General features: G+C 51.5%; 33 protein-coding genes, 1 tRNA gene and 1 riboswitch. Of the genes, 18 read left to right on the top strand and 16 right to left on the bottom strand.

The annotated features are described in order from the left end of the window. The first annotated feature begins 271 nt into the window (after positions 1-271). The 4 genes from QJQ48_RS17385 to QJQ48_RS17370 all read left to right on the top strand — a co-directional run bounded on the left by QJQ48_RS17385 (position 272) and on the right by QJQ48_RS17370 (position 3,603). On the top strand, positions 272-1,669 hold the full coding sequence (locus tag QJQ48_RS17385) for a BCD family MFS transporter (RefSeq protein WP_346292511.1): 1,398 nt from the start codon (positions 272-274) through the stop codon (positions 1,667-1,669). A gap of 7 nt (positions 1,670-1,676) precedes the next feature. Next, on the top strand, positions 1,677-2,501 hold the full coding sequence (locus QJQ48_RS17380) for an inositol monophosphatase family protein (protein WP_346292510.1): 825 nt from the start codon (positions 1,677-1,679) through the stop codon (positions 2,499-2,501). A gap of 165 nt (positions 2,502-2,666) precedes the next feature. Continuing rightward, a complete protein-coding gene (gene bcp / locus QJQ48_RS17375) occupies positions 2,667-3,137 on the top strand; it encodes a thioredoxin-dependent thiol peroxidase (RefSeq protein ID WP_346292509.1) in 471 nt (156 codons plus the stop codon). A gap of 10 nt (positions 3,138-3,147) precedes the next feature. Next, positions 3,148-3,603 (top strand): NUDIX hydrolase, encoded by a 456-nt coding sequence (locus QJQ48_RS17370; RefSeq protein WP_346292508.1) that lies wholly within the window; start codon positions 3,148-3,150, stop codon positions 3,601-3,603. Between the two features lie 137 nt (positions 3,604-3,740). On the opposite strand, the gene QJQ48_RS17365 is transcribed toward QJQ48_RS17370, so the two are convergent. The 4 genes from QJQ48_RS17365 to QJQ48_RS17350 all read right to left on the bottom strand — a co-directional run bounded on the left by QJQ48_RS17365 (position 3,741) and on the right by QJQ48_RS17350 (position 6,957). Then, complete coding sequence (locus QJQ48_RS17365) at positions 3,741-4,499, bottom strand: metallophosphoesterase (protein WP_346292507.1); 759 nt, start codon at positions 4,497-4,499, stop codon at positions 3,741-3,743. A gap of 167 nt (positions 4,500-4,666) precedes the next feature. Beyond that, entirely contained in the window at positions 4,667-5,722 is a 1,056-nt protein-coding gene (gene bioB / locus QJQ48_RS17360; RefSeq protein ID WP_346292506.1) for a biotin synthase BioB, read from the bottom strand. Positions 5,723-5,770: 48 nt separating this feature from the next. Next, positions 5,771-5,980, bottom strand: a complete 210-nt coding sequence (locus QJQ48_RS17355) for a lipopolysaccharide assembly protein LapA domain-containing protein (RefSeq protein WP_346292505.1) — start codon at positions 5,978-5,980, stop codon at positions 5,771-5,773. 29 nt (positions 5,981-6,009) lie between these two features. After that, positions 6,010-6,957 (bottom strand): ABC transporter ATP-binding protein, encoded by a 948-nt coding sequence (locus QJQ48_RS17350; RefSeq protein ID WP_346292504.1) that lies wholly within the window; start codon positions 6,955-6,957, stop codon positions 6,010-6,012. A gap of 174 nt (positions 6,958-7,131) precedes the next feature. On the opposite strand from QJQ48_RS17350, the gene QJQ48_RS17345 reads away from it, so the two are divergent. Further along, the gene (locus QJQ48_RS17345) at positions 7,132-7,521 is read left to right on the top strand and encodes a nuclear transport factor 2 family protein (RefSeq protein WP_346292503.1); all 390 of its coding nucleotides are present in this window, start codon (positions 7,132-7,134) and stop codon (positions 7,519-7,521) included. Positions 7,522-7,527: 6 nt separating this feature from the next. Here QJQ48_RS17345 and cobO read toward each other — a convergent pair whose 3' ends face one another. Then, entirely contained in the window at positions 7,528-8,211 is a 684-nt protein-coding gene (cobO, locus tag QJQ48_RS17340) for a cob(I)yrinic acid a,c-diamide adenosyltransferase (RefSeq protein ID WP_346292502.1), read from the bottom strand. 76 nt (positions 8,212-8,287) lie between these two features. Here cobO and QJQ48_RS17335 point away from each other — a divergent pair. Further along, positions 8,288-8,361 (top strand) — tRNA-Arg (locus tag QJQ48_RS17335). Between the two features lie 18 nt (positions 8,362-8,379). Here the strand turns inward: QJQ48_RS17335 and QJQ48_RS17330 are convergent. After that, positions 8,380-8,628 (bottom strand): acetyltransferase, encoded by a 249-nt coding sequence (locus tag QJQ48_RS17330; protein ID WP_346292501.1) that lies wholly within the window; start codon positions 8,626-8,628, stop codon positions 8,380-8,382. A 123-nt stretch (positions 8,629-8,751) separates the two neighbouring features. Then, entirely contained in the window at positions 8,752-9,090 is a 339-nt protein-coding gene (locus tag QJQ48_RS17325; RefSeq protein ID WP_346292500.1) for a hypothetical protein, read from the bottom strand. A 96-nt stretch (positions 9,091-9,186) separates the two neighbouring features. Here QJQ48_RS17325 and QJQ48_RS17320 point away from each other — a divergent pair, with 96 nt between their 5' ends. The 3 genes from QJQ48_RS17320 (at position 9,187) to QJQ48_RS17310 (ending at position 10,270) form a co-directional block, all read left to right on the top strand. Next, entirely contained in the window at positions 9,187-9,402 is a 216-nt protein-coding gene (locus tag QJQ48_RS17320; RefSeq protein WP_428843061.1) for an RNA-binding S4 domain-containing protein, read from the top strand. A 103-nt stretch (positions 9,403-9,505) separates the two neighbouring features. Continuing rightward, on the top strand, positions 9,506-9,772 hold the full coding sequence (grxC, locus tag QJQ48_RS17315; protein WP_346292499.1) for a glutaredoxin 3: 267 nt from the start codon (positions 9,506-9,508) through the stop codon (positions 9,770-9,772). 78 nt (positions 9,773-9,850) lie between these two features. Beyond that, positions 9,851-10,270 carry a secondary thiamine-phosphate synthase enzyme YjbQ gene (locus tag QJQ48_RS17310; protein ID WP_346292498.1) on the top strand — a complete coding sequence of 140 codons (420 nt, stop codon included), beginning with the start codon at positions 9,851-9,853 and terminating at the stop codon, positions 10,268-10,270. Positions 10,271-10,320: 50 nt separating this feature from the next. Here QJQ48_RS17310 and hpf read toward each other — a convergent pair whose 3' ends face one another. Beyond that, entirely contained in the window at positions 10,321-10,983 is a 663-nt protein-coding gene (gene hpf, locus QJQ48_RS17305) for a ribosome hibernation-promoting factor, HPF/YfiA family (protein ID WP_346292497.1), read from the bottom strand. A gap of 194 nt (positions 10,984-11,177) precedes the next feature. Here hpf and lipB point away from each other — a divergent pair, with 194 nt between their 5' ends. Next, complete coding sequence (gene lipB / locus QJQ48_RS17300) at positions 11,178-11,882, top strand: lipoyl(octanoyl) transferase LipB (protein WP_346292496.1); 705 nt, start codon at positions 11,178-11,180, stop codon at positions 11,880-11,882. Between the two features lie 61 nt (positions 11,883-11,943). After that, a complete protein-coding gene (locus QJQ48_RS17295; protein WP_346292495.1) occupies positions 11,944-12,678 on the top strand; it encodes a phosphatase PAP2 family protein in 735 nt (244 codons plus the stop codon). Between the two features lie 18 nt (positions 12,679-12,696). Here QJQ48_RS17295 and QJQ48_RS17290 read toward each other — a convergent pair whose 3' ends face one another. After that, on the bottom strand, positions 12,697-13,242 hold the full coding sequence (locus QJQ48_RS17290; protein ID WP_346292494.1) for a DUF4330 domain-containing protein: 546 nt from the start codon (positions 13,240-13,242) through the stop codon (positions 12,697-12,699). 183 nt (positions 13,243-13,425) lie between these two features. Here QJQ48_RS17290 and QJQ48_RS17285 point away from each other — a divergent pair, with 183 nt between their 5' ends. Beyond that, entirely contained in the window at positions 13,426-14,280 is an 855-nt protein-coding gene (locus QJQ48_RS17285; protein ID WP_346292493.1) for a M48 family metallopeptidase, read from the top strand. Between the two features lie 67 nt (positions 14,281-14,347). On the opposite strand, the gene QJQ48_RS17280 is transcribed toward QJQ48_RS17285, so the two are convergent. Further along, on the bottom strand, positions 14,348-15,157 hold the full coding sequence (locus tag QJQ48_RS17280) for a pantothenate kinase (RefSeq protein ID WP_346292492.1): 810 nt from the start codon (positions 15,155-15,157) through the stop codon (positions 14,348-14,350). 498 nt (positions 15,158-15,655) lie between these two features. After that, positions 15,656-17,074, bottom strand: a complete 1,419-nt coding sequence (locus tag QJQ48_RS17275; RefSeq protein ID WP_346292491.1) for a phospholipase D-like domain-containing protein — start codon at positions 17,072-17,074, stop codon at positions 15,656-15,658. A gap of 179 nt (positions 17,075-17,253) precedes the next feature. Between QJQ48_RS17275 and QJQ48_RS17270 the strand changes: the two genes are divergently transcribed. Next, the gene (locus QJQ48_RS17270; RefSeq protein WP_346292490.1) at positions 17,254-18,423 is read left to right on the top strand and encodes a DUF58 domain-containing protein; all 1,170 of its coding nucleotides are present in this window, start codon (positions 17,254-17,256) and stop codon (positions 18,421-18,423) included. Positions 18,424-18,506: 83 nt separating this feature from the next. Here the strand turns inward: QJQ48_RS17270 and pirA are convergent, their stop codons facing one another. Further along, positions 18,507-18,926, bottom strand: coding sequence for an arginine synthesis PII-interacting regulator PirA (pirA, locus tag QJQ48_RS17265; RefSeq protein ID WP_346292489.1), 420 nt, complete (start codon positions 18,924-18,926; stop codon positions 18,507-18,509). A gap of 45 nt (positions 18,927-18,971) precedes the next feature. After that, a riboswitch (Glutamine riboswitch) is annotated at positions 18,972-19,054 on the bottom strand. A 358-nt stretch (positions 19,055-19,412) separates the two neighbouring features. Between pirA and QJQ48_RS17260 the strand changes: the two genes are divergently transcribed. Continuing rightward, positions 19,413-20,285: a 6-carboxytetrahydropterin synthase gene (locus QJQ48_RS17260; protein WP_346292488.1), complete on the top strand. Its 873-nt coding sequence runs from the start codon at positions 19,413-19,415 to the stop codon at positions 20,283-20,285. Positions 20,286-20,358: 73 nt separating this feature from the next. Here QJQ48_RS17260 and QJQ48_RS17255 read toward each other — a convergent pair whose 3' ends face one another. The 4 genes from QJQ48_RS17255 to rpmI form a co-directional block, all read right to left on the bottom strand. Next, a complete protein-coding gene (locus QJQ48_RS17255; RefSeq protein WP_346292487.1) occupies positions 20,359-20,895 on the bottom strand; it encodes a tetratricopeptide repeat protein in 537 nt (178 codons plus the stop codon). Positions 20,896-20,962: 67 nt separating this feature from the next. After that, positions 20,963-21,772, bottom strand: coding sequence for a transporter substrate-binding domain-containing protein (locus tag QJQ48_RS17250; RefSeq protein WP_346292486.1), 810 nt, complete (start codon positions 21,770-21,772; stop codon positions 20,963-20,965). Between the two features lie 95 nt (positions 21,773-21,867). After that, positions 21,868-22,218, bottom strand: coding sequence for a 50S ribosomal protein L20 (gene rplT / locus QJQ48_RS17245; protein WP_346292485.1), 351 nt, complete (start codon positions 22,216-22,218; stop codon positions 21,868-21,870). Positions 22,219-22,368: 150 nt separating this feature from the next. Beyond that, positions 22,369-22,566: a 50S ribosomal protein L35 gene (gene rpmI / locus QJQ48_RS17240; protein ID WP_346292484.1), complete on the bottom strand. Its 198-nt coding sequence runs from the start codon at positions 22,564-22,566 to the stop codon at positions 22,369-22,371. Positions 22,567-22,714: 148 nt separating this feature from the next. On the opposite strand from rpmI, the gene QJQ48_RS17235 reads away from it, so the two are divergent. The 4 genes from QJQ48_RS17235 (at position 22,715) to QJQ48_RS17220 (ending at position 24,564) form a co-directional block, all read left to right on the top strand. Then, entirely contained in the window at positions 22,715-23,278 is a 564-nt protein-coding gene (locus QJQ48_RS17235; protein ID WP_346292483.1) for an adenylate kinase, read from the top strand. A 20-nt stretch (positions 23,279-23,298) separates the two neighbouring features. After that, complete coding sequence (locus tag QJQ48_RS17230) at positions 23,299-23,550, top strand: 2TM domain-containing protein (RefSeq protein WP_346292482.1); 252 nt, start codon at positions 23,299-23,301, stop codon at positions 23,548-23,550. 107 nt (positions 23,551-23,657) lie between these two features. Beyond that, positions 23,658-23,966, top strand: coding sequence for a DUF3181 family protein (locus QJQ48_RS17225; protein ID WP_346292481.1), 309 nt, complete (start codon positions 23,658-23,660; stop codon positions 23,964-23,966). A 211-nt stretch (positions 23,967-24,177) separates the two neighbouring features. Continuing rightward, complete coding sequence (locus tag QJQ48_RS17220; protein WP_346292480.1) at positions 24,178-24,564, top strand: hypothetical protein; 387 nt, start codon at positions 24,178-24,180, stop codon at positions 24,562-24,564. The last annotated feature ends 47 nt before the right edge of the window (positions 24,565-24,611 follow it).

The raw sequence follows: 24,611 nt of genomic DNA, 5'->3' as shown, positions 1-24,611 counted from the left end.
TGCTGTCTTAAAAGCTTGAATGCATAAAGCGGCTTATTGGTAGCAATGCCTTTACCAATCTCAACAAAATGATCGAGATAACAGCATTTTTGTCTGGAAACTTCATAATAGCTTTATGAAAAGCTAAATTTGAGCAGTTTCAGTCATAAAAATGGGCCTATCTGGTTCCTTCTTAGGCGAGTACGCTCCTCAATTCAGGCTAGGCTGAGGAAATCACATGCCAAGCTACACAGTTTGATTTAGCTCAGTCTCTATATCAAAAATTCTGAAGATGATTTCTCAGGAATTACCGCGCTCTCAAACACCGCCGCCAATCAATTTATTCACCATGTTCCGGTTGGGCCTGTTTCAAATGGGGCTAGGCTTGCTGTCTTTGCTGACCCTAGGCATCCTCAACCAGGTGATGATCTCTGAGCTGAAAATTCCTGGAACCTTGGCAGCAGGCGCGATCGCCATGTATCAGTTTATTGCCCCGGCCAGAATTTGGTTTGGTCAGCTCTCCGATGCGCGGCCTATTGGCGGCCATCACCGGACGGGGTATATCTGGCTGGGGTTAATCCTACAGGCATTTTGCCTCTTTTTAGCCGTGCAGGTAGTGTGGCAGCTAGGGGCTAGCGCAGTGCTGGGCTGGAGCGCTCAAACCTACGGCTGGGTGGGACTTCTAGCTTTGATGTTTGCTTTATATGGTCTGTGTATTAGCGCCAGTTCAACCCCGTTTACCGCGCTGCTAGTAGATGTCTCTGATGAGGACAATCGCTCTAAGCTAGTGGGGATCGTTTGGGCCATGCTGATGGTGGGGATCGTTATCGGCGCAGTGGTGGGGCAGACCATGCTGGAGGGTATTGCCCCTGGCGAATTGCAGAGCGCCATTAACCGTCTTTTCATCATCTTTCCCATCGCGGTTTGCTGCCTGGGGATCGCGGCAACATTTGGCATTGAGCAAAAGTATTCTCGCTATACGTCTCGGTCTTCTCTGCGCGATCGCGAAGATCAAATTACTCTAAGACGCGCCCTGCAAATTCTCTTGGCTTCGCGCCAAACTGGAATCTTTTTCGGCTTTTTGCTGGTGATGACCATTAGTCTGTTTTTGCAACAGCCCGTCTTAGAGCCTTACGCCCGCGAAGTTTTTCGCATGAGTATTGGTGAAAGCGCTGGACTCAACCAGTTTTGGGGTTACGGCATTTTGGTGGGCATGGGGATCTCAGGCTTTTTGATTGTGCCGCGATTGGGTAAGCAGCGCACAGCCCAGATTGGCTGTCTGCTAACTTCTTTCTGCTTCGGGCTGGTAATTTTGTCAGGGCTAACTCAGGATCAGGTTTTGCTTAAAAGTGCCGTCATGCTGTTTGGCCTAGCCTCCGGCATCCTCACCAACGGGGCCGTCAGCCTCATGCTCGACCTGACAGCAGCCGAGACGGCGGGCACCTTTGTGGGCGCCTGGGGCTTAGCGCAGGCATTAGCCCAGGCCAGCGCTACCCTAATCGGCGGCGCGCTTTTAGATATTGGACGCCAGGTTTTCAGCCAAACTTTTCTGGCGTTTGCGCTGGTCTTTTTTTGTGAGCTCGTGGGAATGCTGCTGGCCTTTAGCCTGCTGAGTCAGGTGAACGTGCAGGAGTTTCGGATGCGATCGAGCAAGGCGATCGCCGCTGTTTTAGAAGGAGAGCTAGAGTAGGCGCGAGATGGGAGATTTTTGGCAGGGGATCGTTGAGTTTTCAGCAGCGACGACGGCAAAGGTAGGACAGCAGCTGTTAGCCGACTTTGGGCAAGCACAGGCTGTAGAAAAAGCCGATGGCAGCTTAGTCACGCAGTCTGATCGGTGGGCTGATGGGGCATTGAGAGAAGCGATCGCCCAGGCTTATCCTGAACACGGCGTCCTCAGTGAAGAAGTCGCCCACGTCTTTCCAGAAACAGACTGGTGCTGGATTATCGATCCAATTGATGGGACTACCAACTTCACTCGCGGCGTGCCGCTATGGGGCATCTCTCTAGGACTGCTCTACCAGGGCACACCCGTTTTTGGCTATGTCCATCTCCCCCCCCTACAGCAGTCTTTCCACGGTTTTTGGTACGGCGATTCAGGGTTAACCGGCCCAACAGGCGCATTTCTCAACCATCAACCCATTCAGGTAAGCAATGCGGAACCCGCTGGCAATCAATTTTTTAGTCTCTGCGCCCGCAGCACGGACGTACTGAAGCAGGCGTTTCCCTGCAAAATCCGCATGTTGGGCGTAGCCACCTACAATCTGCTCACGATTGCCGCGGGGATCAGCTTGGGCGGGGTGGAAGCAACGCCGAAAATTTGGGACATTGCAGCCGTTTGGGCAATTGTGCAGGCGGCAGGCGGCCAGTGGATAGCCTTAGAACCAGAGCCAATCTTCCCGCTACGGGCTGGGATCAACTACCGCGATCGCGCTTTTCCAACTTTAGTGACCAGTCGGTCAGAACTGGTCCCTGTCTTTCGGCCCTACGTAGAATTTTTGGGAAAACCTGCTATCCGCCCATAATCTGAGTGAGCGGCTTTCGATAAAGTCGTCATTAGCGTTTAGCATTACCCTGCAGCGAGATTTTTGTTAGGTCCAGAGACTCTAGCTAACTGGCGCCATCCTTTTTACTATAAGATGCAAGATCTCTAAGCTTGCCTGACTCAATTCTCTGAGCTGGAACCAACGATGACTCTCAATCCCGGTGATTATGCTCCAGGCTTCACTCTGCCTGATGCTGACGGCAACCTAATCAGCCTAGCTAACTTCTCAGGGCAGCGCGTCGTCCTGTATTTTTATCCGCGCGACAACACCTCTGGCTGTACCAAAGAAGCCTGTGGCTTTCGTGATGTTTATCCTCAGTACGAAGATCGCTCTGCCGTTGTCTTGGGAGTTAGCACAGATGATGCCAAGTCTCATACAAAATTTGCGACTAAGTACGGACTGCCCTTTCCGCTGCTGACCGATCAGGGCGGACAGGTGGCCAGCGCCTATGGCTGCTACGGTTTGAAAAAATTTATGGGCAACGAATATATGGGGATCAGCCGCAGCACCTTCATCATTGGCCCAGATGGTAGGATCGAAAAGATTTACCGCAAAGTCAAGCCAGAACCTCATGCGGCTGAGGTGCTTGAAGATTTAGCAGCTCTCTCTACATAAGCAAGCTTTTATGAGCCTGATTTGGCGTCCTGTTCGCGTTTTACTTGGCCTGATCTTAAGAAGACCCATTCTAGGAACGAGCGTGATTCCGGTGCTGCCAACGGGAGAGATTGTGTTGATTCGGCGCAGTGACAGCGGCTTGTGGGGACTGCCGGGTGGAATCGTGGACTGGGGCGAGGATGTGCTGACGGCGGCGCGGCGCGAACTAGCTGAGGAAACCGGGTTAGAGCTGTTGCGAGCGGGTCGTTTAGTCGGCATTTACTCCAAGCCGCAGCGCGATCCCCGCTTTCATTCGGTTTGTGTTGCCTTAGAAGCCCATGTCACCGGGCAGCCCACGGCGGCTGATCCAGCCGAAGTTTTAGAAGTAGCTGTCTTCAATCCGCAGCAGATACTGCTGCAGGAACTGTCTCATGATCATGCTGAGCAGCTACGAGATTATTTAGCAGGTAAAACTGTTTTGGCCTAGATAAGTAGTGGCGTGACACCCCTAAAATGGTGCAAATCATCAACAGACTGAAACCATTGAATCCGGTGCGTTACGCTGCGCTAACGGCACCCTACTTAATGCCCTATTTTAGCTGTGTCAGTGCCAAAGCCTAGAAATTACCGAATGACGGGGCGAGAGCGAAGCTTAACTTTGCTGGGCTGGATCAAAGTGGTCGCTTCCGAAAGGCGACGTTTACGTAGGACGTGATCGAACACGTTCATCTGATAAACCCACTCGTTGTCAAAGTCAACGCCTGTCAGCCAGCCGCTTCTAGGATGATAGGCTCCTGTATCAATATCAATCCAGCCTTGGCCTTGAGCTAACTGGCCGGGTTCTACCTGGGGTAGGGTAAAAGTAATGGTGTGCCCCGTAATGATGAGCTTATCTGCAAAGTAGGGATTAGCGCTGGTGTGGAAGGTGTCGCGAATCCAGCACAGCTCATGGTAGGTCTGCTGAGAAAGTGCCAGGTTTGGATTAACCCCGGCATGAACCAGCCAAAGATTTTCAAGATCAATAAACAGGGGCAGCGATCGAATCCACTGTACGTCCTCTAGCAGCCGATCAATACTGGCCCCGTAGCTAGATAAGGTACTGTGGCCGCCGCTATAGAGCCAGCCCTGCAGTGCCGGCACATGGGTTTTTCCTTTGGGAAAGGCATCTAGCAGCAGCTGTTCGTGATTACCTAGGACGCAGCCATCCGCATGATCTCGCACAAATTTAACCACCTGCGCGCTCTTTGGACCGCGATCGATCAAATCTCCAACAAAATAAAGCTGATCTATATCTTCTAACGCGATCGCATCTAGTAGCCTCATCAGCCCGTCGTAATGTCCGTGGACATCACCAATGAAAATGCGACGGGTGGAATTACTCATGAGATTACTCGTATCAACCAACGGAATTTTCTATAGATATGTTGCCCTCTACACAGTCTTTAAAGGTCAACTGTAATCACTATTATGCGTTGCAATCCCTCAGATCGTGACAAGTTTTGTCAATACGTAGGCTCAGTGGATTGAAGTTTTGATGTGCTTTTAGTGGTTTAAGTAGCTTGAGAGATAGCTAGCTGAGGAAGTTGCTCCAGGGTTGCCGTCAGCGGCGAGCCATCGGCAGTTTCAAGTACAAAGCCTGCGTCTTGAATCATCTCAAAGTCCCGCTGGGTGGCTTGTCCCGGCGTGGTTAAATAATCGCCAATGAAGATAGAGTTAGCGGCGTAGAGTCCTAACGGCTGCAGCGATCGCAGATGCACTTCCCGCCCCCCGGCGATGCGAATTTCCTGCGTGGGTAGCAGCAGGCGATAGAGGCAGAGAATTCGTAAACAGCGCCGGGGATTAAGCTGATTTTGCTCGGCCAGCGGCGTCCCAGCAATGGGGATCAAAAAATTGACGGGAACGCTGGTAACCTTGAGCGCTCGCAGGGACAACGCTAAATCAATTACGTCGTCGTCCGACTCGCCCAGACCTAAAATGCCGCCGGAACAGGTCGTGATGCCAGCAGACTGAACGGCTTTGAGCGTATCAACGCGATCGCTAAAGGTATGGGTGGTGCAGATATTACTATGAAACTTTTCTGACGTGTTGAGGTTGTGGTTAACCCGGTCAACGCCAGCCTCGGCTAGCTGCTGCGTCTGCGTTTCATCCAGTAAGCCCAGACAGGCACAGACTTTGAGATCGTACTGCGACTTGACTGTCCGTACCGCTGCCAGTACCCGCTGAAAAACTGATTCAGAAGGCGATCGCCCGGAAATCACAAAGCAAAAAGTCCCGGCTTTGAGCTGATCGGCCCGCGCCGCCGCCGCCAGGATTTTTTCCTGGGCCAGCAGGGGATACTTTTCAATCGCCGCTGCCGAGATTTTGGATTGGGAGCAATAGTGGCAGTCCTCCGGGCAAAGACCACTCTGAGCATTCAGCAAAAAGTGGAGCCGAACCCGATTTTGCCAGTAGTGATGGCGGACTCGATAGACAGCGGCTAGCTGCGCCAACAGCTCCGTATCGGGAGCCTGCAGGACAGATCGGGCCTGCTCTCGACTCAGAACTTCTCCCGCTAGAGATAAATCAGCTAGGCTATTCCAGTCGATGGGCGTTACGGAGTGAGTCATATTGAGAAGATAATCGCGCAGTGTGCGACAAATTATACAGGGAAAAGGCTACCGCGCCGAACGCTCAAACAGGCTCAACAGCAGCGCAGTCGCAATTAGTCCAGCGGCTACGCAGAAAGCCAGCGCGATTCCCAGCGGTAGCTCAACTGAGCGAAAGGCAATGAACTTTAAGGAAACCGGCGTACCGTTTTGGGCGGCGATCACCGCGATCGCGCTAATCCAGAGGGCCAAGATGAGGGCGGTGGCTAGCCTCAGCATGTCTTTATGCCTTTATAAAAGCGTCGGGCTTAATTAGATCCTATCAGGGTAGAGGGTGGCCTAGGGACGCGGGGCGATCGCGGCTGTCTATCTCGCGTCACCTCGACGTAAATATGCTCTAGCTTGACGGGCTGCCGCGCGACCGAATCAATCGGCAGATCCGCAAAGCAGTCTAGAATTGCTCGCAAATCTAACACCTCAGGCATCCAAAAAGCGAGATCTGAGCCATAGCGGCGGGGCTGGAAACCGTGCTGTTTCCCCCGCTGAATTGCCGCTGCCTCGTCTGAAGTTTCGAGAATGACAATTTCTTTGGCTGGAATGCGCTGGCGGAGCTGAGGCAGAGTACCTTCAGCTAATAGCTTTCCCTGCTTAAGAATGCCAATACGCTGACACAGCCGCTCTGCCTCTTCCAGTAGATGGGTCGTGAGCAAAAGGGTCATGCCTTGGCGCTGCAGAGTGCGAATCAGCTGCCACACCTCGTAACGAGCTTCAATATCGAGTCCGGTAGTTGGCTCGTCTAGAATCACTAGCTGGGGCTGATGCACTAGCGCTACGGCTAAACTCAGACGCCGCTGCATCCCGCCGCTCAGAGAGTCTACCGGACTGTGGGCGCGATCGCTGAGATTGACAGCCTGCAGACAGGCTCGTACCTGCTGGCGTTGGGCGGCTGGCGACAGGCCGTAAATGCGGGCAAAAAAGGCTAAATTCTCAGCACAGGTGAGGCTGCGATAGAGTAAGTTTTCCTGCGGCACTACCCCAATCAGGCCCTTGGTCCTGGCAGAAATGGGTTGGCCTTGGAGAGAAATTTTACCCGCATCGGCTTGTAACAGACCGCAAATCAGGTTGATCGTAGTAGTCTTGCCCGCACCGTTGGGACCCAAAAGGCCATAAATCTCTCCGGCGGCAATCTGAAGGTTGAGCGTTTGCAGCAGCGGGCGATCGCCGTAAGCCTTACACAGCCCTTCAATCTGCAGCATAGAACTCCTTATTACAGGCAAGCATCAAGCCAAAACGGGAAAGCTTAAAGTAGCTTAGCCTAGAAGTGCCCTACTAAAAAACGTGCAGTTTCTAAGATAGAGAAAAAGCCTGTAGCCTTTGCCGATGAGAATCTCAAGCCTACAGACCCTATTGCCCTCTTGGTGGAGTTAGTGATGACAAACGAGCGCGAGTCCGTTCTGATCGCCAATGATGCTTTCTATCGTGCTTTTGAAAAGAAAAACCTAGAAGCGATGGAAGCGGTCTGGTCGCAGGGAATTGGAAGCCTTTGTATTCATCCTGGCCGTGATGCTCTCAAGGGGTGGATGAGTATCCGCGACACTTGGGAGCAAATCTTCAAACATACTCACTACATTGAAGTTGATACCGAGATCATTTCTGTGGAAGTTAGCGGTGACTTTGCCTACGTGGTGCTGATTGAAAATGTCCTGCAAATTAGTAGCGGTCGCCGGATTGAGGCCCAGTCAATGGCGACTAATATTTTTGAGCGCATGGCCGATCGCTGGTACATGGTGCATCACCACGGCAGCCCGCTGGTCAAATAAACCGCTTTAATACTCAATTCCTGCCTGCGCCTTTACCCCCTGCTCCTTAAAAGGATGCTTCACCAGGGTCATCTCAGTCACCAGATCGGCGCGCTCGATCAGCTCTGGGGGCGCTCCCCGCCCGGTCAGGATTACGTGTGAGCCAGCGGGCTTTTGCTCTAGTCCCGCTAAGACCTGTTCGACGCTGAGATAGCCCAGCTTCAGCGCAATATTGACTTCATCTAGCAGGACGGTTGTATAGTCAGGATTTTGGATGTAGGACAGCGCTTTTTCCCAAGCGGCCTGGGCTAGCTGCGTATCGCGATCGCGATCTTGAGTTTCCCAGGTAAATCCCTCACCCATCGCGTGAAAGTCAAGCTGCTCAGACCACTGACCTAAGACAGCCTTTTCCGCCGGTTCCCAGCCACCTTTAATAAATTGAACAATAGCGACTTTGAAGCCATGCCCCAGCGATCGCAGCACTATCCCTAAAGCCGCCGTCGTCTTGCCTTTGCCATTACCCGTATGGACAATAATCAAGCCCTTTTGCTGGCTGCGTTCTGCTAGGCGCTGATCCTGCACCTCTTTGCGGCGCTGCATTTTACGCCTGTACTGATCGGCGCTAAGGCCGCTTTGGCTCGCTTCCTGGTCTAACGTCTCGGCGGTTTGATCAAGCTGGGCCGAATTGGGATTGGTTTCAGCAGCAGGCATACGGGTTCAAGGATAGGGGCAGTTCATAAATCCTACCCCAGCCACCGCCATCCAGTGCTACAATCCAAAAGAATGAGGGCATGTAGCTCAGTAGGATAGAGCATCAGATTCCGGTTCTGAGGGTCGGGGGTTCGAATCCCTCCATGCTCGTTAAGTCAGTTAAAGTTCTTAGTTTGCGGCGATCGCAGCCTTTTCCGTCTGCGCGGGCAGATGTTCCCGGTAGTCGGGATCCGTCCAGCAGCGGGGCAGCACTTCCTCAGAAGGAAACTGTAGATCAGCTTTGGCAAACGACTCAGGTTCTTGCAGTTCCTCTCCAGCATGGAAACGACCCGTTACCTGAGTGCGGCAGGGATCCCAAAGATCCGGCAGCGTCAAAACTTCAACTAGATTACCTGTATGCGAATGCTTAAGAAACATAGCCATTCTCCCTCGGCAAAGTTACGGTGCGGAGATAGCTTCAGTCTAGTTTTTAGCTGCTGAGACAATAAAAGTTGGGCATATTCTTAGCATTTTTGGGCATTTTTAGGAGCGCCGAGCTGCTTAGGAATTATGGCGTCGCCATTTAGTATCTAGCAGCGTTTTGCTGAGAACCCGCAGCGGATCGGCGGTTTCCCAGGTGAATAGCGCAAAATCAATGGGGCCGTAATAGCGCTCGGCCTGCTCCGCCAAGTTGACTAAAAAGGGATCATGCAGGTTAATGCGCTCCTGCAGGCGAATCGCTAATAGGGGCAGCCCTCCCTGCCCTTCAGCTGGAATAATGCTCCACTCGCAGCGATCTAACATAGACTGCACAGAGCGGTCTAACGAGGCTTTAAACTGTCTCAGGCGAGCAGACTTACGATAAAGCTCTCGAACTAAAGCAGAATCAGATGGTTGCATAAGGATTGTTCTTAAGAAAAGCGCCAACCTTTCTTACAATGCCGATGTTTCCTAGAGTTTAGCTTTGATATTTGGACTGAGAGGTAAAAATTTTCTGTGGATATTCCCCAAGAGTATATTAAGCTCGACCAGTTCCTAAAACTGCAGCAAATTGTGCAGTCCGGCGGTGAGGCCAAGCTGCTAATTCGCAGCGGTGAAATTAGCGTCAACGGCGAGCCAGAACTGCGGCGGGGGCGTAAGCTCTATCCTGGCGATCGCGTTACCTTCGACGACGAGACTTTTGTGGTAGAAACCGTGGATCTGTCGGTCTAGACTGCGAAAAACCTAGATAGTTATGGCCCAAAGGGTTCAAGAAAAGCCGCAAAAATGGCAATAAGTCTTTACAATTCAAGAATCACGGCATTTTAGGAAAACTATGGCAACCAACGTCGAGATTTATACCTGGAGCACCTGCCCTTTCTGCATCCGAGCTAAAGCTCTGCTCGATCGCAAAGGGGTAGACTACACCGAATACTGCATTGACGGTGATGAAGCCGCCCGCCATGAAATGGCCGAGCGGGCCAATGGTCGCCGCTCCCTACCGCAAATTTTCATCAACGACAAACATATTGGTGGCTGTGATGATTTGCATACTCTCGATCGCCAAGGCAAGCTAGATCCGCTGCTGCAGGCCTCCGTTTAGAAACTGACTTTTTGTTAAGGACATAGACAAATTCAGCAGCCCGTAAGCGGTTTTAACCAGGCCGTCGATTGATTTTCCATGAGCGTCTTACAAAAACAAATTCAGCTTTCCACCACTGGGCATGGCGACATGCACGATATCACCCGTCAGGTAAGTCAAATCGTGGCCCAGTCTGGGATAGCGCAGGGTCTTGTCAATGTATTCAATATTGGCAGTACGGCCACAATTGGCACAATTGAGTTTGAGCCAGGTCTACAAAAAGATTTGCCCGATCTCCTAAATCGGCTGATTCCGCCCAGTCAGGAGTATGGTCATGAGCAGACCTGGCACGATGGCAACGGCCATTCCCACCTGCAAGCGACCTGGATGGGGCCTTCGCTAACCGTTCCTGTTCAAGCAGGAAAGCTAGTCCTAGGCACCTGGCAGCAAATCTTCCATTTAGAGTGCGATATTAAGCCGCGCCAGCGAACGCTGCAGGTAACGCTCTATGGTGAGTAGCGAGCTATCTCATGGGGTTTAGATAGCTCGCAAAGGGGCGATCGCCTGCCCTAGTGAGCCGAGACGCGCACGGCTTTCTCCGCTGAAGCCTGATAGTGGCCGTTTTGACTGTTGTTGGTGTGACCATTTTCACGCCGTGGCTGCAGTAGACCGTAGCCGCCATGATTGCGTTCATAGATCACGTTGATTTCGTCAGTTTCAACATTGTGGAACATATAGAAATCATGATCGACCAGTTCTAGCTGTTCTAAAGCAGTTTCTACCGTCATGGGCGGCATGGCAAAATACTTAGAGCGAACCACCTCATTGGGGAGCTGAGGCATCCGATTGTGGAGTACTTCAGATACGTCTGTGGTGGCATCGTCAGTTCTTGACACCAGCACATCATTAGGCTTCACGGGCAAATGGCTCTTGCCCTGTCTTTTTTCCTTATATTTGCGTAGCTGGCGCGTAATTTTGTTGGCAACTAGGTCAATGCTGGCATAGAGATTTTCACTGCTCTCTTCAGCCCTAACAACTGCACCATTGACATAGATTGTCACCTCAGCAGATTGGCGAGGATTTATCCGAGGGTTGCGGGCCACTGATAAATGCACGTCAACCTCATTTGTCAGCGATTGAAAATGATTGACGGCTTTCTCGATTTTTTGCTGAACGTATTCACGGATAGCATCGGTGACCTCAATATTCTTGCCCTGGATAACAAGTTTCATAAACAAGCCTCCCTATTCATTCGGCTTATGTTTTCACCCTAGCACCTTGTATTTTGGACAACAGTCTCCTTTAAGATCCTTTGCATGGCGTGACGATTCTTGACTTGTGAAAGCGATAAATTGGCTACAAATTAAGCGATTTCCCGCTTCCCTTTCTATCGTTTGTCAGAGTAAATAGGGATATCTGGCTTTTGATGAATTTATCAAATCAGGTTTATAAACGCTCTTGCGAGCTGTATTCCCTGGGACTAGTCCCCTACCAGACTGCCCGGTTCTGGCAGCAGCAGCTAGTGGCGCAGCGCCGACAGGATACGACCCTAGCAGATGCTTTTCTGCTAGCAGAACATCCGCCGGTCTATACGCTGGGTCGAGGAGCTACCTCAAGTTTTCTGAAGTTTGATCCGGCGATCGCTCCCTATGAGGTTCACCGCACTGAACGGGGCGGAGAAGTGACCTACCATTGTCCGGGGCAGCTTGTAGGCTATCCCATTCTCAATCTGCGCTACTATCAGCAGGATTTGCACTGGTATCTACGACAGCTAGAAGAACTCGTGATCCGCGTCATTGCCCGCTACGGACTGGTAGGCGATCGCATTGCCGGGCTGACAGGTGTTTGGGTGGAGGGCCGCAAAGTGGCGGCTATTGGCATCAAGGTAAGCCGCTGGATTACCATGCATGGCTTTGCTTTGAACGTGAACCCGGATCTGAGCGGCTTTCAGCGCATTGTGCCCTGTGGGATCAGCGATCGCCCGGTAGGTAGTCTCTCAGAGTTCTTGCCTCAGATTCAGATTGGCCAGGTACAGCAGGACGTTGCTGATGTTTTCAGCGCCCTATTTCGGGTTGACCTCCGGCCTCGATCCAACCGCCAGCTTTTCACCCTAGTGACCCCAGATAACTAAGCTTTCCTAAAACGGGGCAAACCGATACTATGAGGCGAGATCACGCAGTAAGTTACCGATAATGCCCAGAAGCGCTACAGGCTGGTTTACTTTAGATGTTATTTGGAAGACATGGCGACGCTTTCGCTACGACTGTCGGGCCATCCCGGCTAAAGCCTGGACTGTTTGGTGGCAGACGATCTTAGCTGGCTTGGGCATTGCGGCTTTAGTGAGCTATGGCATCACTCGGTTTGCACAGGCCGCTAGCAATTCTTGGCTGCAACCTTGGGATGAGCGAATGCTGACGGTTTTGACCAACCGCCTGCCGCTGACTTTTGCCCGCAGTATTACCTGGGAGTCACCGGGTAACCTGCTAATTATGCTGCCGCTGATGATTGCCTTTATTTCAATCGCCGTCTGGCGATCGCGTCCCCTGATTGCTGTTAGCGCTGCTGCCGCCTATGTCCTACAGTTTGCTTTAGTCTGGATTGGCTGGGGTCTGTGGAATCGCGGTCGGCCCACTTTAATTGCTGGCGGTATTGCCTCGCCCAGCCTACACTCGTTTCCCTCAGGGCACACCACTATTGTTTTTGCCGTCTATGGCTTCATGGCCTATCTGCTGTTACGAGCAGCTCGCAACTGGCTAGAGCGCCTGATCTTTTTAGTGACTTTCTTAGCCTGGGCCACACTGGTCAGCAGCGCCCGCCTGGAGCTAGGTGCTCACTGGCCCAGCGATATCGTAGCTGGATTTGTCATAGGCCTACTGTGGCTAATTGTGATTGTCGTCGCGTTGAACCGGGCCGAGCAGTACACCTAAGATAGCGGTGAGCTATACCTACTCGCCAACTGGCTCCTCTAAAATCCGTACGCCCACGACGCTGGTATAAAAGTCGTAAAGCTCACCTTCTAGCTCAATCTGGGTGCCAATTTTGACCTTGTTATTGCCTAAGACCGGACCGCTCTCGGTGATCTGTGCATCGCCAACTAAGGTAATGAGCATGTCAATGGTGTAGTTCAGCTCTGGGCGCGGATCGGGAAAGGCTTCAACTGTACCATCGGGCTGCGGAACGGCTGTGCTTCGCGGTAGGCGCTCTATGTCTTTAATGGCAACTTCACCATAGGGCTGATTGCGAATAATAATACTAGTCTTTTCAGCCGTTGATAGGGTTTCAAACAGCTCGTCTGGGTTAGAGGCCGTTAGCCCGCGCACCATGACATCCACCTCTACCGGCTTCGTCTCAACTCCCACCTGAGCCACCGAGCCAGAGGTTCCCGGAAAGAAGAAAATGCCTACAATCACCATCAGGATGATTAAGGCAGCCCCAATATCCAGCAGACTGACCTTGCCAAACAAGCGGCCCTTAGAATCCAAGATAGCCATAGTAAACACGCTCCACCCGGTTTATCCGGGAAAGATAAAATCAGTGTCGAAGAAAATATGTAGCAGTTAGTATTTAAGCACAGGGATTCGCAACTTAACCTAGCAAACCCGCGTCAAGATCTACAGCGGGTATTATTTGAAACACTCGCCCGTCAACTTTTGTCACCGACGCTGCCAAGAATCATGCAACGGACTTTTCTAGCTCAAGTAAAAAAACGTATTGGTCGCCGCTGGCTCTACGGTCTGATGGCAACAGTCATGGCCTGTACTGCCACACTTGCAACGCCACAAGCAAGTCAGGCAGGCTGGCTGGATTTAATCTTCAACGGAATTCAGTATATTCAGCTGGCCAATATGTCTGACCGCCAAGAGGTCACAATTGGTCGCCAGATTGATTCTCAGCTTAAGCGTCAAGGCTTGCGGGTTTACTCAGATGATTCAGCCGTTGATAACTACATTGATGCAATTGGCGCTAGCCTCGTGCCCCACAGCGATCGCCCCGATCTACCCTATAACTTCCAGGTCGTTCGAGATGAGGGCGTCAATGCTTTCGCTACCCTGGGCGGTCAGGTGTACATTCAAGAAGGGCTGATCCGGGAGGCGGCTAACGAAGCCGAACTGGTAGGGGTGATGGCCCATGAAATTGGTCATATTACCGGGCGACATTCCATTGAGCAGATGAAGCAGGTGGCTATTCAGCGGGGAATTTTGGGGGCGCTCGGAGCCAATCAAGATTTGCTGGTCAATATCGGTGTGGAGCTAGCCCTGAATCGACCTAACAGCCGTTCCGCCGAGCGAGATGCCGATCGCCGTGGCTTTGACATGATGGGTCAAGCGGGCTACGACCAGCGGGGTATCCGTGACTTTATGCAAAAGCTAACTGAGGGCGGTTCACCACCGGAGTTTCTCAGCACACACCCCAACCCTTCCAACCGGGTAGAGTACCTGAATGAGTGGCTGAACGAGGAAGCCGTTCCTACGGCAACGGCGGGCATGAACAATGCTGCTTATCAGGCTCAGGTAAATCAGTTTCTCTAAGTAGCTTTCTGAAGCGGTAGGGTGAGGATGGCGCGTTTTAATGGCGATCGCGCGTCTGAACCTGAAACTATCGCTGTTCCAGCATGTAGCTGCGATAGGCTTGGATCCCCCAGAAAGCGAGATTTTCGCTAATAAGCAGTCGCTCTAATAAATCGGATTTGCTGGCCTTCAGGGCAACAGCTAACAGAGGACTGTCGCCGCCAGTCAGGACGGCTTGACCACTGGGATATCGCTGCCACCAGTCGGCTAGATAGTCTCTTATGCCAGCTAGCTGAGTATAAAATACGCCGCTGCGCATGGCTTCAGCGGTATCAAACGCCCAGCGCTGTGGCGGAATCATCTCCCAGCGATCGATATTAGGTAAGGCAGCAGTTCCAGTCGCCAGAGACTGCATTTGCAGCTTTAAACCTGGCAGAATAGCCCCACCTAAAAACTTGTGCTGATCACCAGCGGAAAAAGTGAGCGCCGTTCCCGCATCGACCACCAAAGCTGGCCAGCCATACTGCTTACCTGCGCCGATCAAAGACAAAATGCGATCGATGCCTAGGGTGGCGTATACGTTTTTTAGCCAAAGGCGATCGCGCTCTACCAGCCGTAAACCTCCATAGCCCTGCCACAGAGCCAGCTGGGAAGGAACAACAGAAGCCAGCCAAAGCCGAATAGGACGAACTGTCTGCGGCTCTAAATCAGGGACAGGCGCGAACGTGATCTGACGCCAGGCGGCGGAGTTGAAGCGATTGTGGATTAACGTTGCCACGTCATGGGCATTGAGATGCCGTGTATGCCAGGTGGCCTGTAAATCTTCTCTGGCAAATACGGCCCAGTGCAGGCGCGTATTACCGATTATTAGCGCTAACCAAGCACTAGAATTAGCCATGCGGCATGCCTTTTCCTCATCGGCATAAATCTACCAGTTTTGGCATTGATGCCAGCATAGCACCCTCAAAAAAGCTTAGGTTCAGTCAGTGCTGACTGAACCTAAATAAAAATTGACAAAACTCTAAAGACAGTCTTTCGTTAGCTTTACTACAAAAATCAGAGATGACAAATAATGCAATTAGCTTTCAAAACTACACTTTTGCTTAGGTAACGTAGCTCAAATGGCTGAATATTGACCTTCTAAACTAATAGAAACATCCTGTTTTTGTTACGATAAGCAAACTAAATTATTTTAGAGATTTCTGCAGTCATCAAGTCAAAAATGACGCTATATCTAGACTGCTTGATTTATTTAGTTGTTTTGCTTACTGATCAAAGTAACATGGCAGTCCGGCGATTTAAATTGTTATTTACTGAAGTTTACGTGGTTTGATAGTTCTTGCTGATTGAGCGGACAAATTTGCAAAGGCCGAAATCATCCTGAAAAAACCAGTTATTAACCACACTGCTGTTTTCGTCGCCGCATTCGCTGCTGAAGTTCAGCCGTCATTCCGACGCTAGCTTTCTGGTAGAGGCGATCAAATTCCCGCTGAAAGTGAGCTGCGACCTGAGCGTTGCGAATCACCAGTAAATTTTCGTCATTGGTTTGATTAGCAGCCTTACTCCAGTTCTGAGAACCAATAATCACGGTGTGACGATCGAGTACGGCAAATTTGTGATGCAGTTTGTCACCCGGCGGCAAGGCAGGAGTGCCCACTGTTAAAATCGGCGATCGCCACAGCTTATTATTGGCCTCATAGCGACAGCGGTGATCGGGGATAGCCACGCCTAGCATATCGAGTCCTTCGCTATAGCTGCGGTACAAAAATTCTGCATCAATCAGCGATCGCACCTGTATTCCGGCCTCTGACTTTTGGGCTAGCTGATCGACAATACCCTGATCGGAGAATACAAACAGCGCTAGATCTGCGGTTTGAGCCGCACTGGCTAAAGTCTTGCTGATCAGGCCGTTGACGCTGGCAGGCCAGCCCTGACTAGCAGAGGTTGGCGAAAACTGTACCGTCACGGCAGAGCCAGGCAGTGTCACTTGCCGCGCCGCGCGATAGGGCTTCTGCAGACCAAACAAACTGTCTGTCTGGCCTTGAGGGCCATCGCCCCACATTAGCTCAAATTCTTGGGTAAACTGCTGGGCCAGTTCTGGACTTTGAAGGCGCAGGAGGGCATTGGCATTGCCCCGGGTTTCGGGTGCCACCATATCGCCGTGGATACCGCTAATTGTCCAGTTAGCCGAGCCAGTCAGGACGATGCGATTGTCAATAACGGCAAACTTATGATGCATCAAACCGCTGCCTTTGGAGCCGTCTGCCGTATCGTCCAAAACAGGAATAGCCGCCGCTTGTAAGATAGTGTAGGCATCGCGAGCGGCAATTTCAGCCGGGGCTATGCGGCCATTGCCATCGACATCAATCAGGGCAATCGAGGCTGCTACTTTTTGGCGATCGCGTTCGGCGAGTCCGGCAAGATTTTTAGCGTAGAAAGGGCGACTATACTTGTTTTCTAGAATCACCCGTACCCGTACGCCTGCCTGAGCGCGATCGCGTAGGGTCTGAGCAATCTCTGGTAAGTTCAGCTCATGCACCGCCACGTCAATGGAGCTTTGGGCCTGGGCTAATGTCTCAATGATTTCTTGCTCTAAGTTGTCGCCCTGGCGCTTGATCTGGCGGTAGGGATCGGTGTAAACATTCGCTTGCGAGTGATTGAAATAAACCTGGATGTAGGGATCCTGCTGCAGGGGGGATAGCTGCGGCGAAACTGCTGAGCTAGAATACCAGCTATTTAATCCTAAAAATATTAAGCAGCCTATGCCAAAGAAAAGTCCCCATCGCAGTTTAGAGAGATTTCGGCGACGCACCATTGACTCAAAGGAAAAACACCTTTTTTAGTCAGCCCAAGGGAAACTTGCGGCTAACGTAAATCGAGCGCGGTGAAATTGCGTGGCGATCGCCCGGTAGCGCTAGCGGCACCTGTGGCAGCCATTTTGTCGGCGCAAAAAGTTAAACTATCGGTCTTGTTTCAGCATAGGCATTAGCTCCCATGAATATCTCTCGCACAGTCAATTCCTGGTTGACTCATCGCTGGGTGACGCCTGCCTACAGCGGCTGGGTTCTACTGGGGCTGACTGTTTTCTTCTTTGGCGCTGCTACCAACACGTTAGCGGGTTGGCTTTATGTCATCAGCGGGGTCATGCTGGCGCTGCTGGCGATCGCGGCTGTTTTACCGCCTCGGCTCCTGCGGGGACTGCGGGTTGAACGTTTACCTGTGCGTCCAGTCAGCGCCGGGAATCGGCTCAGGCTAGACGTACGGCTGCACAATGCCACCGCTCAGACCAAGGGGATGCTGCAAATTTGCGATCTGATTCCTCCGGCGTTAGGCGGTATGCAAACCCAAGCGATCGCTCAGCTCAAATCCGGCAATACCTATCACTGGCAGCTTGAGTGTCTTGCCAAAAGCCGAGGCCTTTACCACTGGCAAACCGTTCAGCTCCGCACAGCCGCGCCCTTCGGTTTGTTTTGGTGCCACCGCGATCGCCCAGCCAAAGTCACTGCTATTGTCTATCCAACCGTATTGCCGCTGTCTCAGTGTCCACTGCTTGACCAGCCACTGGGGCAGGCTCAAACTCAGCGCTGGCTGGGCGATCGCCACTATCAAAGCGCTACTGAAGGCGTTACCCGTTCCTTACGGCCCTATCGCTGGGGCGATCCTACCCGGTTAATTCACTGGCGCACCAGTGCCCGCTATGGCGACTTGCGGGTACGGGAACTGGAGCACTTTAGTCAGGCCCAGACTCTTACCCTTTGCCTAGACAGCGCCACTATCTGGCAACATGACAATTTTGAACAGGCCGTTATAGCTGCGGCTTCACTCTACTGCTACGGCTTACAGCGAGGCATCACCGTTGCCGTTTGGACGGCTCAGACAGGTTCGCTCCGTGAAAAAAACGCCGTTTTGAGGACCCTAGCTGCCGTAAAGATGGCTGAACCAATTAGCCGCGCTCTTCCCTCAGGCCAGCTTATTTGGCTCAGCGAAACGCCCAATTCTCGCATATCGACCGCTAACAGCTATTGGATTCGCTGGCAAAATGCGGCTGTCCAGCGGATTACTCAAGCCAAAAGTCATCCACCTTATTTACAAATTGATGCCGCTTTGCCGCTGGCCCCGCAGCTGCAGGCACTGGCTAATATATCGAGTAGGCCCGGAAGTTAGCACCGGCACCCAGGCAAACAGAAAAGGGGTGTGCGGATTAACCGCACACCCACTCCTACTCCAGCTACAGCACAACTTTTTGACTAGGCAATTTGGTGCATTTCATCTTCTAGCTGCCGCACTAGAACTTCATTTCCCTTAGCGCGGGCAACCTCTAGCCGATGCATTAGGCTGCGACGAATATTTTCCTGGTGCATGTGAGCCGATTCTCTCAGCAGTTCGCGGCGAGCATCCGCCATCGAATTGGTGCGCTGTGAAAAGCCAGCTAGCTTGGCGAAAATAGATTCGGTTGGGGCTGCAGCCGGTTCTACCTGTCCTTTAGAATTGGTCTGATAGGCCACGCCTCTGTAGCTAAGCGTTGCCACTGGCTGCGGGATAGGAACGTGCCGGACGTAGCTGTATTGCAAAGGCCGTCCGCGATACTGACAGAGCAGCTCGCTTTCGGTCACTTCCAAAGCAGGAGGATTGTAATCGTATTCAACGCCGCGATAACACAGTTTCATATAGTTTGTCTCCAGAGATGTTAGCTCTCAACTTGTAAAAATTGAGCCGCGTTCCTTCGGGCTAACTCCCTACTTCCGTCTTTACCTTAAGTCTTGCCACAAAGACAAGGCTTAGAAAGATGAACGATTTTCTATTTCTGTATTCAATTATACTATTTACCGCTATTGTCAACAACTCATGAGGTATTTACTTAATAGTCCTCAAAGCCCTGTGTCATGGCGGCTTCACGATTTGGAAACGTTTAGAACACAGGATTTTTATATAAAAATTTATTCCCATAGTTTCAGCGCTTTGACCTCTGTTCCATAAGCTGCCGCGCTGAATCAAACGGTCAAACCGGGCTAGCTGGCTTAAATTGAGGGCAAATGACCCGATTTGAGACCAAAAGGAATAGCCTGCTCGCAGCGATCGCCCAACGATATCGTTTATCCTGAGAAGGTACGGTTTACGTAACTTAATTTTTTAGCTGATTAGCTGACAGCTTCATGAACTGCATTATTCACCGCCGTGCTCAGTTTTCAGCCAGCCATCGGTACTGGTTGCCTGAGCTGAGCGAAGCGGAAAACCGAAAACGCTTTGGCCCATGTGCTCAAGCGCCCGGACACGGTCATAATTATGTCCTGTATGTCTCTATGGCCGGAGAGCTAGACAAGTATGGCATGGTGCTTAATCTATCGGACGTCAAGCAGACGATTAAGCGAGAAGTCACCAGCCAGCTTGACTTTGCCTACCTCAATGACGCTTGGCCCGAATTTCAAGCAGCTTTACCGACGACGGAGAACATAGCTCGCGCCATTTGGCACCGCCTAGCGCCTCATTTACCCATTACGAATATTCAAATACTTGAAAACCCAGAACTCTGGGCTGACTACCAGGGAAACGACATGGAAACCCATCTGACAATCAGTACCCACTTCAGCGCCGCCCATCGCTTAGCACATCCCAAGCTCAGCTATGAGGAAAACTGCGAAATCTATGGCAAGTGCGCTCGCCCCCACGGTCACGGGCATAACTACCATCTAGAAGTCACTGTTCAGGGTGAAATTGATCCCCGTACGGGTATGATTGCTGATTTAGCTGAGCTACAGGCCATCATTGATGACTTTGTAGTTGAACCTTTTGACCACACTTTCCTCAACAAAGACATTCCCTACTTCATGGAAGTCGTGCCTACAGCTGAGAATATCGCCGTGCATATTCGCAATCTGCTGCAGGCACCCCTGCGGGAAACGGGAGTCGAGCTATACAAAGTAAAGCTGATCGAGAGTCCGAATAACTCGGCAGAAGTTTACTGCAGCGGGCCTAAAGATCTAGCGGCTAGTCAGGCGCAGAGCCAGCCAGAGCTAACTGCTGTCTAAAACCTACGTTTACTCACGTTTAACTGCGCCTACTGACTCAGTACAGATCTAACATAGATCTATCTACAGAGAATCATTTGGAGGCCGTGACGACACGCTTGCGTAGAGACTCAGCTCTGCGTTTAGCGGTTTGATTTTTGGGTTCATGCTCAAGCGCGGCTTCGTAAGCTTCTAGCGCCTGAGTTGTAAGCTGCTTTTGCTCGTAGCTATGGCCTAGATTGTTCAGGGCTGTGACGTAGTTAGGGGCTATCTTGAGAGCATCTTTGTAATTACGGATGGCCAAGTCGTATTGCTCTTGAGCAAAATAGGTAAAGCCCAGAGCGTTATAGACAATGGCGGCGTTTTCGGTTTCTTCCTCAGAAAGATTTTTAAGGGCCTGTTGTAAATAAAGAGCAGCCTGCGTATAGAGCTTTTTATCCAACAGGAGGCTGCCGAGTTCGTAATATTCCTGGGCTGTTCCCTTCTCTTTAGTGAGCTTATTTTGTAACCGCGACAGCGTCGTTTCGATACGGCGAGTTCTCAGCACCTGACGCAGGACAAAAAAGGCGGCTACTGCCAGTAGTACCAGCAGCACCGATAGATAAATGATTAAAAAATTGCTGTTCTCCATGCCAGCCATATTTTCGTTAGCCGTTTTTATGATCTGCAACTATCTTGACACGGGATTGCGCTCCCCATCAGTCTGACAGCTTTAAACAAGCTGAATCCTCGACCAAAACCGTACGGGGCAGTGCCCAGTAATCAGCCCTCTCATCTAGCCAGTCTTCGCGGCACCAGCGATAGAGGGCCGTGTTTACCAATCGCCGCAGTTGATCAAACTGGGTTCCCTTCGGCATAACCACGGCTAGCGGTTCAGCCGAAATCGCTCCCGGCAGCAGACGATATTCCGGCTGTTCTTGCACCCAACCGGCCAAAACTGAAATATCTCCGGCAAAGGCAACGGCCTGCTCTTGCTGTAAAAGTTGGCGGGCCTGCTGATAGGAGGTCGCGGGGACAAGCGGGCTGGTCGGCAAGATGTAGCGTAGCGCGCTGATAGCGCTAGAGCCGTCGAGTACCGCGATCGCTCGGCGCTGCAGGTCATCAAGCGCCAAAATGTCAGAGCGACGAGTGACAAAACCCGTGCCGTCAAAGTAGTAAGGAAAGCTAAAGCTGACGACGCGCGATCGCGCCTCAGTCACCGTTACGGCAGCGATCGCAATGTCTACGCGGTCTTCTAGGACAGCGGGCAAGCGCTCCAGGTTAGGCAGTGGCTGTAAGACGAGGGCGTCGGGATCATCAAAAATCTCTGCGGCTAGGCGACGAGCAATGTCAATCTCAAAACCAACCAGTTCCCCAGTGGCATCTCGAAACCCTAGAGGCTGACGGTTATCTTTTACGCCCACGATTAAATGACCGCGCGCCTCAATTTCTGAGAGCTCAGCGGCAAAAGCGGGAGCACCCATGAGTACTCCCGCCACAATACCAAAGCTAAAAGCTGTCCTGAACATATTCAAGACCTACTAGTCCGGCACAGGCAGTTGAAATGAGGTTGAAGCCGAAAACGCTCTAGGCTAGTTTTTCCGATTCAACCAAACGGCTCGACTTATGACTTAGTCGCGAGTTCAACTACTTGGCTAAAGCTGCTGGGATCTAAAACCGCCATTTGCGCTAGCATCTTGCGGTTGAGCTGAATGTCTGCCTGCTTCAGCTTGCCAATGAGCTGGCTATAGCTGATGCCGTTTTGACGGGCAGCTGCGTTGATGCGGGTGATCCATAGGCGACGAAAATCGCGCTTGCGGTTGCGGCGATCGCGATAGGCATACCGCAGCGCCTTCATCACCTGCTGGTTAGCCGTGCGGAACAGCTTAGAATGAGAGCCTCGAAAGCCCTTGGCTAGCTTTAATACTTTTTTGCGGCGTTTGCGAGCGACATTGCCGCGCTTAACACGTGCCATTTACTTTAGTTTCCTCAACAGCTTCGACTTTGACTGAGTTGACCCGTTCTCCATAATCTTGAGGGAGAAGCCGACACCGGCAGACTCCTTTTATGAGAGCTGGTTACGATTGGAGCTTAAGGCCCCAAAATCTGCTACGCCCTATACGCCCTATAGATAAGGCAGCATGGCTTCAACATTTTCCACATCCGCCTCATGCACAACGGTTTTCTGAGACAGACGACTTTTACGAGCTGTTGACTTGTGCTCTAGCAAGTGGTTTTTGAAGGCTTTGCGGCGCATGATCTTACCGCTGCCGCTGCGGCGAAAGCGCTTGGCCGCTGCTCGGCGAGTTTTTAGCTTTGGCATGATCTTCTAAAATTAGACACAGTCTTAAATCATACTACTCGTAGACAGATCTGTACAACTCTCCGACAAAAGCGATTGTCGCTGGTTGAGAAAAAAAGACGTTTTTTAGGCTGAGGTGATGGCGAGCAGCCATTAGGGAGGTTACTTGATGAGACTTGTTTTGCTAGGCGGGCCGGGAGCGGGCAAGGGCACCCAGGCTCAGCGGCTCAAAGAGGACTTGGGAATTGTCTGGATTTCGACTGGGGACGTACTGCGACAGGAAATCGCCGCTGGCAGCGCCTTGGGCGTGCAGGTGAAAGCGGCAGTGGAACAGGGAGACTTGGTCAAAGACGAGACAATCATCAAGCTAATGCGGCAGCGCCTACAGCAGCCAGATGTTGCTTCCGGCTGGCTTTTAGATGGCTATCCGCGCACCGCTTTTCAGGCTGAAGAACTCGACTTTTTGCTGGAGGATCTTGATCAAAAGCTCGATCGAGCTATTTGGCTAGAAGTACCAAAGTCGGTTTTAAGAGCGCGATCGCTGGCCCGATCGCGGACTGACGATCATCCTGAGGCGATCGCCCGCCGGATTGAGCTGTCCTACGAGCAAACCCTGCCGATGCTAGATTATTACGACTATCGCCAAAAGCTGCTCAGAATTAACGGCAATCAGCCGCCGGAACAGGTTTGGCAGAGCCTACAGCAGGCCCTCAGCACCGTAGAATCAGATTAGAACTCTTAAACTCAATACCTATGCCTCCTCGCTGGCCCCGTGAACCCGACCGAGAAAATGATCCGGCTTACCGCAAATTAGACGATCGCATGAACTTTGCGGTTCATGTCGCTGCCTTTGCCGCTGTCAACTCAGGGCTGTGGTTTTTTCATCAGGTAAATCCGCTGTGGGTTCCCTGGGTACAGTGGGTTACAGCCGTCTGGGGCATAGGACTGCTGGCCCACGCCGCCTACATTTTCGCCATTGCTGACTACTCCGACCCGGCTGTGTGAACGCTTTGGGGCTGTGAATATCTTTCTCTCAGGTGATCTCAAGTTTTCTGCGGCTGCCTAAGATGCAGGTAAAGAAATTATGCCTAGCTAGAAAGTTAGAAAAAACTATGGCCTATTCCAATTCTTCAGAAGCGATTGAAGCGTTAGCCGCAGAAATTGGTGAGCAAATTTATTTGGATGTGGCTAAGTGGCACCTCTACTTAGGAGACGCTAAGCTGCACACCCCTCTGGCAGAAAAGCTCTATCCAATGCTGACCAACAACCAGCTAGAAGAGAAAAAAGTAACTGACATTCTGAGCAGCACGTCCATCCAGCTCGGCGGTGGACGGCGCGAAGTGGCCATGATTGATTTACTGCCAACCCAGTGTCAGAGCAATCTAATGGAGCTGTTGGAGGACTATCAGCGCAAGCTCTAGAGTCAGCTAAGCTCGCCTAGCCTATTTTGTGGGGTAGGGCACTGTCACGGCTGCTGACAAGCAGTGCAACTAGCTTATTAAGTTTTGGCTGAAGAAAAGCGCCCTAAACGGCGGATTTTGTTGTGTCTGAGCAAAAAAAATCTGAGAGAAAGTTACAATAAGATAAGGAAGATGTTGCAAATCTTAATTTGCTCAGACAGAGGGAACAACGATGACTGGATTTATTCGGGGACTTTTCGGCGGTTCCGATAAGAAGAAAAAGGCAGCGCCGCCGAAGCCGCCCAAGCAGGAAAAGACTTTTTTCTTAGATGCGGACGACGCTAAAACCTATGGCGATATTGACTACATGCGCTCAGCTAAGACAGTTAAGCGCACATTCGCCAAGAAGAAAGGCGTAAAGGAAGAACTAGAAAGCGTGCGGCAAATTTCTGCTTTGGGCAGCGCCGAAGTGGATAAGAATGGGCGGATAGTTTCCCAAGCATCGCAGTTTGGCAGTCAGGCTAAGACTGACGCTGCTAGCAGTGAGTCCTCTCAGCGACGTCGGCCCGACAGCAGCATGGATACGTTCCGCAACATGGCCCGCGACATGAAGAAGTAGGGACTATAGCTGGAGAGATGCACAGCCTGTGTAACTCTCCAGCCAGT

This window comes from Sphaerothrix gracilis Ecp01, from assembly GCF_030405905.1.
Lineage (GTDB): Bacteria > Cyanobacteriota > Cyanobacteriia > Phormidesmidales > Phormidesmidaceae > Sphaerothrix > Sphaerothrix gracilis.
This window is presented reverse-complemented; position numbering and strand designations above follow the sequence as displayed.

Coding starts and splice junctions, on each gene's coding strand:
- grxC (WP_346292499.1), top strand. CDS start 9,506: ATGGCAACCAACGTCGAGATTTATACCTGGAGCACCTGCCCTTTCTGC.
- QJQ48_RS17355 (WP_346292505.1), bottom strand. CDS start 5,980: ATGCTGAGGCTAGCCACCGCCCTCATCTTGGCCCTCTGGATTAGCGCG.
- QJQ48_RS17310 (WP_346292498.1), top strand. CDS start 9,851: ATGAGCGTCTTACAAAAACAAATTCAGCTTTCCACCACTGGGCATGGC.
- QJQ48_RS17370 (WP_346292508.1), top strand. CDS start 3,148: ATGAGCCTGATTTGGCGTCCTGTTCGCGTTTTACTTGGCCTGATCTTA.
- QJQ48_RS17230 (WP_346292482.1), top strand. CDS start 23,299: ATGCCTCCTCGCTGGCCCCGTGAACCCGACCGAGAAAATGATCCGGCT.
- QJQ48_RS17365 (WP_346292507.1), bottom strand. CDS start 4,499: ATGAGTAATTCCACCCGTCGCATTTTCATTGGTGATGTCCACGGACAT.
- QJQ48_RS17225 (WP_346292481.1), top strand. CDS start 23,658: ATGGCCTATTCCAATTCTTCAGAAGCGATTGAAGCGTTAGCCGCAGAA.
- QJQ48_RS17235 (WP_346292483.1), top strand. CDS start 22,715: ATGAGACTTGTTTTGCTAGGCGGGCCGGGAGCGGGCAAGGGCACCCAG.
- bioB (WP_346292506.1), bottom strand. CDS start 5,722: ATGACTCACTCCGTAACGCCCATCGACTGGAATAGCCTAGCTGATTTA.
- QJQ48_RS17325 (WP_346292500.1), bottom strand. CDS start 9,090: ATGCAACCATCTGATTCTGCTTTAGTTCGAGAGCTTTATCGTAAGTCT.
- QJQ48_RS17270 (WP_346292490.1), top strand. CDS start 17,254: ATGAATATCTCTCGCACAGTCAATTCCTGGTTGACTCATCGCTGGGTG.
- cobO (WP_346292502.1), bottom strand. CDS start 8,211: ATGCCTGCTGCTGAAACCAATCCCAATTCGGCCCAGCTTGATCAAACC.
- QJQ48_RS17260 (WP_346292488.1), top strand. CDS start 19,413: ATGAACTGCATTATTCACCGCCGTGCTCAGTTTTCAGCCAGCCATCGG.
- QJQ48_RS17220 (WP_346292480.1), top strand. CDS start 24,178: ATGACTGGATTTATTCGGGGACTTTTCGGCGGTTCCGATAAGAAGAAA.
- lipB (WP_346292496.1), top strand. CDS start 11,178: ATGAATTTATCAAATCAGGTTTATAAACGCTCTTGCGAGCTGTATTCC.
- rpmI (WP_346292484.1), bottom strand. CDS start 22,566: ATGCCAAAGCTAAAAACTCGCCGAGCAGCGGCCAAGCGCTTTCGCCGC.
- rplT (WP_346292485.1), bottom strand. CDS start 22,218: ATGGCACGTGTTAAGCGCGGCAATGTCGCTCGCAAACGCCGCAAAAAA.
- QJQ48_RS17350 (WP_346292504.1), bottom strand. CDS start 6,957: ATGCTGCAGATTGAAGGGCTGTGTAAGGCTTACGGCGATCGCCCGCTG.
- QJQ48_RS17295 (WP_346292495.1), top strand. CDS start 11,944: ATGCCCAGAAGCGCTACAGGCTGGTTTACTTTAGATGTTATTTGGAAG.
- pirA (WP_346292489.1), bottom strand. CDS start 18,926: ATGAAACTGTGTTATCGCGGCGTTGAATACGATTACAATCCTCCTGCT.
- QJQ48_RS17330 (WP_346292501.1), bottom strand. CDS start 8,628: ATGTTTCTTAAGCATTCGCATACAGGTAATCTAGTTGAAGTTTTGACG.
- QJQ48_RS17385 (WP_346292511.1), top strand. CDS start 272: ATGATTTCTCAGGAATTACCGCGCTCTCAAACACCGCCGCCAATCAAT.
- QJQ48_RS17255 (WP_346292487.1), bottom strand. CDS start 20,895: ATGGAGAACAGCAATTTTTTAATCATTTATCTATCGGTGCTGCTGGTA.
- hpf (WP_346292497.1), bottom strand. CDS start 10,983: ATGAAACTTGTTATCCAGGGCAAGAATATTGAGGTCACCGATGCTATC.
- QJQ48_RS17290 (WP_346292494.1), bottom strand. CDS start 13,242: ATGGCTATCTTGGATTCTAAGGGCCGCTTGTTTGGCAAGGTCAGTCTG.
- bcp (WP_346292509.1), top strand. CDS start 2,667: ATGACTCTCAATCCCGGTGATTATGCTCCAGGCTTCACTCTGCCTGAT.
- QJQ48_RS17275 (WP_346292491.1), bottom strand. CDS start 17,074: ATGGTGCGTCGCCGAAATCTCTCTAAACTGCGATGGGGACTTTTCTTT.
- QJQ48_RS17280 (WP_346292492.1), bottom strand. CDS start 15,157: ATGGCTAATTCTAGTGCTTGGTTAGCGCTAATAATCGGTAATACGCGC.
- QJQ48_RS17250 (WP_346292486.1), bottom strand. CDS start 21,772: ATGTTCAGGACAGCTTTTAGCTTTGGTATTGTGGCGGGAGTACTCATG.
- QJQ48_RS17345 (WP_346292503.1), top strand. CDS start 7,132: ATGACAAACGAGCGCGAGTCCGTTCTGATCGCCAATGATGCTTTCTAT.
- QJQ48_RS17285 (WP_346292493.1), top strand. CDS start 13,426: ATGCAACGGACTTTTCTAGCTCAAGTAAAAAAACGTATTGGTCGCCGC.
- QJQ48_RS17380 (WP_346292510.1), top strand. CDS start 1,677: ATGGGAGATTTTTGGCAGGGGATCGTTGAGTTTTCAGCAGCGACGACG.